7 protein-coding genes are annotated in these 7,724 nt (G+C 62.7%); all 7 read right to left on the reverse strand.

What is annotated here, in order from left to right:
• Positions 1-22 precede the first annotated feature (22 nt).
• Positions 23-2,794: a DUF6493 family protein gene (locus tag HMPREF2879_RS08225; protein WP_070635258.1), complete on the reverse strand. Its 2,772-nt coding sequence runs from the start codon at positions 2,792-2,794 to the stop codon at positions 23-25.
• Between the two features lie 69 nt (positions 2,795-2,863).
• The gene (locus tag HMPREF2879_RS08230; RefSeq protein WP_070635260.1) at positions 2,864-4,273 is read right to left on the reverse strand and encodes an SWIM zinc finger family protein; all 1,410 of its coding nucleotides are present in this window, start codon (positions 4,271-4,273) and stop codon (positions 2,864-2,866) included.
• Positions 4,274-4,463: 190 nt separating this feature from the next.
• Entirely contained in the window at positions 4,464-4,721 is a 258-nt protein-coding gene (gene secG, locus HMPREF2879_RS08235; RefSeq protein WP_012903590.1) for a preprotein translocase subunit SecG, read from the reverse strand.
• A gap of 108 nt (positions 4,722-4,829) precedes the next feature.
• Positions 4,830-5,294 carry a hypothetical protein gene (locus tag HMPREF2879_RS08240; protein WP_060824834.1) on the reverse strand — a complete coding sequence of 155 codons (465 nt, stop codon included), beginning with the start codon at positions 5,292-5,294 and terminating at the stop codon, positions 4,830-4,832.
• A 227-nt stretch (positions 5,295-5,521) separates the two neighbouring features.
• Positions 5,522-6,298, reverse strand: coding sequence for a triose-phosphate isomerase (gene tpiA, locus HMPREF2879_RS08245; protein WP_005509126.1), 777 nt, complete (start codon positions 6,296-6,298; stop codon positions 5,522-5,524).
• Between the two features lie 244 nt (positions 6,299-6,542).
• Positions 6,543-7,100, reverse strand: coding sequence for a hypothetical protein (locus tag HMPREF2879_RS08250; protein ID WP_070635262.1), 558 nt, complete (start codon positions 7,098-7,100; stop codon positions 6,543-6,545).
• A gap of 64 nt (positions 7,101-7,164) precedes the next feature.
• On the reverse strand, positions 7,165-7,724 hold a 560-nt coding region (locus HMPREF2879_RS08255; protein WP_246822937.1), incomplete at its 5' end, for a DUF6318 family protein.

The following is a 7,724-nucleotide window of genomic DNA, read 5'->3' on the forward strand; positions in this document are numbered from 1 at the left end:
TGAACGGGTGCGGGCGGGGCGGTTAGCTCTGCACCTGGTTGAGGATATTCCGGGCGTACCGCGCCTTCTGCGAAGAACCGGTCAGCGTACCCAACCAGGCACGCAGCGGCTCATCCACAAGCTCCGCACGGGTAGCAGGATCGAGAGTCGCCAACGCCTGGCTGAAGGCGCCCAGCAGCTTACCGAGCGAGTTCGCCCCGGTATCCAGGTGCGGTATGAGGCGCGCGAAGAAGCGCACTGCCGCCCGCGCATCCAGCTGGGCGAAGTCGGTGAGGGCGAGCGCCCAACGGTTCAGCATCGCCAGCGGCGCAAAGTTCACGAAGCCTGCCGTGGTGTCCTCAAGGCTGAGCTGGTCGTCCAGCACGCGGTGCATGATTTCCACGGCGAGGGAACGAATTTCGACGCGTTGCTCCGAGAAGCCCGCGGCAAACACGAACGCGCAGGCAGGACCCCACGCGCCGGGGTGCGCCGCCAACGCCAAATACAGGCTCCGGTCAAAGGCGCTGTGGTCCAAGCTGTACCAGTTGCTGCCGGCGCAGTAGTATGCCAGCGGTTCTGCCCGTGAGGGATAGAGCAGGGCGTACTGTCCTTCTTCGTCGTGGTGGGCGGTGGCGAGGCCGCGGAAAGCGTTCAGCTCGGGGGTGGAAGCACCGTGCGCCACCCCGTTCAGCTGAAGGCCCCAGCTTTTTTCCCGCTGGGCTACCGTGATGGATTCCAGGTAGGGGTTGATGCGCCCGGTGGCGAGGGTGCCATCGAGGGCGGAGCGGAGCACGCGAATCTGGGTAGGAGCAGAGCGCGGAGCCTCCTCCTGAGCGTTCTTCACGTATTGCTCTTCGAGGCTTTCAAGCAGGGTCAGCGCCTCAGCACGGCGGCTCTGGGCGTTCTGTCGCTGCTCGTCGGTAGCGTACGGAGGCAGCACCTCCGGCACGCGCACACGCAGTAGCGCCGCAGTGAAATCCTGGCGCAGGATGGGGGCTCCATCAGCCAGGTTCTTGGTGTACCGGCGCACCAGGGTATCCGGATGCACCCACCCGCCAAACAGCTCAGGGGTGGCGAGCGGGGTGTAGCTCTGCCTGCTCTGCAGCACGCCGAGGGCATCCTTGAATCCGGTGCTGAAGAACGCGGCGTGGCGGGAGTACATGTAGTGCAGGTTTGGCACCGTACCGGGGTCTTCCCTCGGGGTCATTTCCGACGCCTTCGGGCGCTCACGCAGCTTCCCGGCGGCGGCAAGAACCGTCAAGTGCGCGCGCATGTCGAACCATGTCAAACCCCAGTGGTTCAGCTTTTTCAGGCAGATAGGAACCAGCTGTTCGAGCAGTTTGGGGCTCTGCGCGACGCCGTCGGCGCTGAGCAGGTAGGCGGTGAGTAGTTCCAGCTCCAGCTCGCATCCGGCGTGCGTTTCGGGAAGTTCCGCCTCATTGAGAGTGTCAGGGGTGGCGCAGGGCGCGACCTGATGGTGCAGGAGCGCACGGGCGCGTTCTTGCACGTCGGATGCGGTCACGGGGCGCACGGGTGTGTCCCAGTACCGGTGGATTACGGCGCGGGAGGCGGCGAGCGCCTCCGCGGCGGCGGCCTCAAGGTCAGCAGCTTCAGTGAGGGCTGCGTCTTCCGTGCCGCTCCCCCGGCTATTCTCCGGGCTGTACCCATCTTCAAGCAGCGGCGAGCCATTCTCCTGGATCTGCGCCACAACCAGCGGATCCAGCTGGGAGCGGTAGTCGCGGTAGAGTTCGCGGGCACGCTCGGCAAACACGACAGCGTCGGCGCTCGCGTTGTCTGCGGCGCCCGCCTGCACCCATTCTTCGAGGTGGTTGAGGGCGGCGGCTTGAACCTGCGCGTGGGTGTGGCTGAGCGCCATGACTACAGCGTCTTCGCAGGCAGCAGCATCGAGGGTGCCCGCCCGGTACAGCGCCTGGAGCATGGTCAGAATTTTGAGCGCGTTTGCTTTGGTACCGGCACATACGGCGGGTGCCGCGTAAGCGAAGGCGGTGGCATCCAGCGCCTGCGGGTTTTTGCTCCAGAGACGGTGAATATGCTGCACACCAAGGGTTACGCTCGGGCCGATGGGTGAGGAGAAAAGCGTCAGAAATTCGCTCTGACGTGCCGCAATTTCTTCGGCGGTGAGTTTGAGACCGGTGACCAGGCGTGAGAACCAGCCGACCCGGTACGCCGGGAAGTCACTCATGAGGGAGATCAGGAGCGCATCAATGAGGCGGTCACGGCTAATCAGCCCGGTTTCGCTGGCTTCGATGAGGGCACAGGACCAGCCGGGGTTGTTGACCTTCTGCCCGGGCTTGTAGGAGTCACGCTGGGTGAGGGATACGTCCCGGTTACCTTCGACGGCGAGCATACCCCAGATGAGTTCTTCGCGGAGCTGTTCGTCCTCGCGCAGCAGCGGGAGGATCAGCTCGCGGTCGCAGTTGATGAGGGCGGTGTAGTATTCCTCGTCATGTTCGAGGCGCGCCCCGCCGTAGAGCTCAGCTAGGCGCATGGCAACGCCTCCGGTGAACCAGCCGAACTCTGCGTAGGCTTTAACGCGGTCCTGGGTGACGGTTCCGGGCGTGTTTTTACCGAGCTGGGAGCCGTAGGGGGTGGTGGTGATGTCGAAGTACTGCCAGCGGCGGTAAATCTGCTCGAGGGTGCCGCCGACCGCCAGAATGTTGGCGAGGTTGCGGTTGAAGTGCATGATGTCGCTCCAGGTTTTCTGCTGCCTGGTGAGCGGGTGAATGACTTCGCCGGGGAGCGGCTCGGTGATGACCCCTTCGGGGAAGGTGCGCGTTTCGGGGCGTTTGCTCATGGTGGTCTTTCGGGTGGAAGCTGAGGGGAGCTTTTGGGGCGTCGTCTTTTAGTGCGGTACGTAGTGTGTCTAGTTAGCGGCGTGTTCGCGGTAGAGAATACTGACCGCCAGGGCGTGCTTACAGGGGCCGCGCGTACCGCGGTACTTCAACCACCAGGGGCAGGAGCAGAGGTACCCCTCCACGGCGTACGGGTCGGCGGGCAGCACCACGGTGTACGTGTTCGCGCCGCTACGCACACTGTACTCGCCGGTGCCGTGCTCCCCCGCCCCGACCCGCTCAATAGCGCCAGAGTCGGCAAGCTTTTTCGCGCCGACCAGGCGCGGGTGCATGGCGGTCAGCGCCTCCGGATGCACGGGCAGCGGGCGGTGGAAATACTCGCCAGCGTGCGCGTCAAAACCAACCTGGCCGGAGGAAGCCAGCAGGGCGAGGGCATCGCGGGTTGCCGCCTCATCCAGGCCGGCACGGGCAGACATGACGGGCACGTCAATGCGCGGCTCGAAGGAAAGCAGCACGCTGAGCATGTCAGCGTTCTGGGCGGTGTTCGGGTTAGACAGCGCCTGCAGCACGGATCCCTCACCGGAGAACCCGCGTGACTTTTCGGGGCTCAAACCGATGCTCAGGCGTGCGCCGGGCAGGTGCGCCACCCACACGCTGGGCACGGGCGCGTTACCGGCGCTCACGGGCTCACTGTACGCGTCCAGGCGCTGAATGTGGCGGATGAGCGGCTCAAGCACGCGCAGACGTTCGGGGCCCGCCACGCATACGGATCCGGCGGTGGCGCGGGTGGCAAGTCGCAGGGAACGCACGGCACGGGTTGCCCACATGACCGCCTTGGTGCTGGAGTTACGCGGCAGGGAGTGGATGAAGGTTCGGGCGGCGGCAGCGTCCAGGCTGTGCACGGGGCTCATGCGGGATGAGAGCATCTGCGTTTCTGCAAAGCCTTTGAGCCAGCGGATGGGCAGCGGCACTTTTTCTTCCATGACGGAGCCGTCAAGGGTGGTGGTGAGCAGCCCGTCGTCGCCGACGTTCAGGTGGATGGGCTCCCCCGCCCTGAGGGAGGCGAGCGCGGCGCGCAGGGGCGGGTTGACGTCTACGTTGGTGACGCCTACGGCGCTGTGGCTGGCGTCGAGTGCGCTGGAGTCAACGTCGAGGCGCGCGTACACTCCGCAGCAGGCGCTGAAGGATTCGAAGCGTAGGCCTTCGGCAGTGCTGGTGACGACTGGGTCTGCAGCGCGTAGGGCTCCGGCGAGGGAGCTGGGCGGCACGTAGAAGCGGGTGCGGGCGACCCTGGCGACGACCAGTAATGCGGTGGCGTAGACGTCTGCTCGTTCGAGGAACCCGGAGAAGAAGTACGGGTGGGAGGCGGCACCTTCGGGGGTGCTGCCGCCGCTGGTGGCGAGGCTGAGCGCGCGGGAGTCGGCGCCGTCGATGAGGGCTGACGGGGCGGTGTACGTGTAATCGAGGGTGTAGGCGCTCATGGCTTCTTTGCCTTTCGTATGTGGTGTATACGTCCTATCATGCCGTAAAGATTCGCGTCCCGCTACCGCTTTCGTCATTGCCGTTTGGTGCATAAAAAATCCCCGGCATTCTCGGTTGAGAAGTGCCGGGGAGAAGCTCTATTGGCTCACCCTCGATGGGGTGGGCGCGGGCTCTGATGAGAGGCTCTGACTAGACCACAATCTGGCCGTTGAAGCGCAGGGCCAGGCCGTACAGGACCACTGCGATAACCCAGATGACGATTACGGTCACGGTCAGGCGAATCAGGTTCTTCGACGCCATACCGGAGGAGTTCAGGGAGTTGGTCATACCGCCACCGAACATGTCGGAGAGGCCGCCGCCCTGACCGCGGTTGAGCAGCACAAGCATCACTGCGATCACGCTGGTGATGGCAATGATGACCATGAGTACGTTCATGATGACGTCCATGGGGACCTTCCTTCGTTGTCTTCTGGTGGGGTGCCTGGACTGCGGGGTGCAGACAGACGGGTTTAACTATACGCTACAGCCGCCATTCGGTCACGTTGAGGCGGCTTTTTATGCGGCGCGGTTGCTGCGGCGCTGGTATTCGCTGGGGGTCAGCTGCAGTGCTGCGGGGCGGTCGGTGAGCACACGCTGGGCGGTGAGTTCGTCGCCTTCGGTGTCGTAGGCGCGCACGTATCCGCCGTCGATGAGGTAGTAGGTGAACTGCTGCGCGGCTGCCCAGTAGGCGCCTCCTTCAGCGTAGAAGCCCTGGTCAACCCAGTCGCGCAGGGTGAGGGTCACGGGGATTTCCGGTGAGGAGGTACGGCTGTAGAGCTGGTCGAGGAATGCTTCTCGGCGGCTCTCGAAGTACTGGTATTCGGGCGAGGGTTCCTGGTATTCTGCGCCGCCTGCGTAGCCGATGTTGCCGCCGTCATTGCCGGGTAGGCGCGGGGCACTCACTTTGCGGTTGCGCAGGTAGCTGTAGAGGATCATGCCGACGAGGGCTGCGACGACCAGGGAAAAACCAAAGCTGAACATGCCGTTAAGTGTACGGGGCGAACCGCAGGGTCGGCGTATTCTGGGTGGGTTTTGCGGTTAGGGGCGAACGCGCCCGGCTCTTACACCTGAGTCATACACCAGCCTTCCTACGCTCGTCTCTTGCCCCCCGCCGCTAACTCGGTGGCGGTTTAATGGTTCAGCGCCCGGTCGGGTGGGTACCTAACCGGGCGCCGTAACGCTATGAGACGCTGTGGTGCGTCGGGGTTTTATGCGTCGAAGCGTGCGATTGCTGCGAATTCGTCAGCCTGCAGGGATGCGCCACCGACGAGCACGCCGTCCACGTCTTCCTTGCCCATGATGGAGGGTGCGGAGGAGGACTTGACGGAGCCACCGTAGAGAACGCGGACCTTCTCTGCAACGTCTGCGGAGTAGAGCTTAGCGATTTCTGCGCGGATTGCTGCGGACATTTCCTGTGCGTCGTCTGCGGTTGCGACCTTGCCGGTGCCGATTGCCCAGACGGGCTCGTATGCGATGACGAGGGTTTCTGCCTGCTCTGCGGTCAGACCTGCGATGGAGCCGCGCAGCTGCTCGAGGGTGTACTCGACGTGGGTGCCTGCTTCGCGGATTTCGAGGGGCTCACCGACGCAGAGGACGGGGGTCAGGCCGTGCTTGTATGCTGCCTGAACCTTTGCTGCGCACAGCTCGTCGCTTTCGTGGTGGTAGGTGCGGCGCTCGGAGTGGCCGACGAGCACGAAGGTTGCGCCGAGCTTGGAGAGGAATGCGCCGGAGATTTCGCCGGTGTATGCGCCGGAGTCGTGGACGGAGAGGTCCTGGCCGCCGTAGAGGATGTCCAGCTTATCGCCCTCGACGAGGGTCTGCACGGAGCGGATGTCGGTGAAGGGCGGGAAGACGGCTACTTCGGTTGCGGAGAAGTTGAAGTTTGCGTCGTCGAGGGTCCATGCGAGCTTCTGGACGAGGGTGACTGCCTCTGCGTGGTTGAGGTTCATCTTCCAGTTGCCTGCGATGAGGGGCTTACGCGACATAGTTCGCTCCTTAGCTTTCCCGCGCGGTATACCGGGCGGGGTTGTTGTTCGGAATTTTCCTTTTCTATTTTAGAGGGTTGGCGGCATATTTTCACTGGTTCGGCGTGGTTTTATGCTTTGCGTTGACTATTCTCACCCCGCGCTCGCTGATCGTGTGGAACCCCGGATACGAAGTACCGGCAGGGTGGAGCTTAGGGGGCTCTACCCTGCCGGTATTCTGCCGGTGGTGTTTGTCTACGGTGTGTTAGTACCTGCCGCCGTTGAGAGCGGACAGCAGAAAAGAAAAGGTAATGGCGATAATGATTGCTTCGAGTGCCATCACTCGTGCGCATAAGCCGAGGGACTGTGCCCAGGGCATCTTACGGGTGGCGATTGCTTCGGTAATCCAGGTGACGAGTGCACAGTATGCGAAGGCGATACACACCCAGATAATGATGCTCGCAATAATCAGCAGGGGCGCGTTAGGCCCTGTCGTGTACGTCAGGTATAGCGACATTAGAGGTATCCCGCCGATAGACACTCCAAGGGGAACCGCAACCAGGAGGCAGATAAGCGAGTAGAGGCCCATGCGCTTAGGCTCTGCGGGCGCGGGTGCTACCGCCTCGGCGGGAGCTGCGGATGCGGTGCTTGCTAGAGCCGGGTCATGCTCGGGGCTTTGGAGGGCGGTTGCGGTAGGTACTGCAGTAGCTTCTACCGTGGTGCTTTCTGTGGCATTGTTCTGCGCAGTATTCTCCGGCAAGGGGCTGCCCTGCATGGTGCTAGCCTGCGCGGGCGCGCTGGGGTTCTGGGGTGACTGTTCCATATGTCTCCTAGTGTGGTTGGTGTGGTTATCGGTGATGTCGTGCGGTTACCGGGAAGGTGGGTTCTTATACCTCTAGCCCTTCGAGGGAGAATCCCGGAGGGTACAGCGGCGTGGCGTCCTTATCGTCTTCCACCAGCACCCAGCGGCCGCGCAGGTGCTCCGCACAGAGGAAAGCGTACTCTTCCTCACCGGTCTTCAAGAACTTATCGATGGGTAACTTCTCCCCCGTTTGGGGCACATAGAAGACAGCCTCATCACGAATACGTCGCCTTGCCTGATATTCGCTGATATTACGGCTGTTCTTTTGGCGTCTACCGATACCGGGAATCGTGACCTGTACGCGGTACACGTCCTGATTAGCAATAAGCCAGCCGCGGTTTTCCCGGTACAGCCGAAGAAGCTCAGGAGAAATGATCTCTTCGGGGTTGATCACTTCAGAGAGCGGCTTGGTATCTCCGGTGTAGTAGAAATAGTTCAGGGCGGCATAAAAGTACGCCTGAAAAATATAGAAACCACCGCGGTTATACTCATTCATTCCCGGCTGCAGAACGGGGTACGGCACATTCTGAGCGGCGCGCTCTTCGGTAGCAGGCACGTACCTGCCGTTGCGCTCGTAGGCGGTGT

The organism is Rothia sp. HMSC069C04, from assembly GCF_001812895.1.
Classification (GTDB): Bacteria; Actinomycetota; Actinomycetes; order Actinomycetales; family Micrococcaceae; genus Rothia.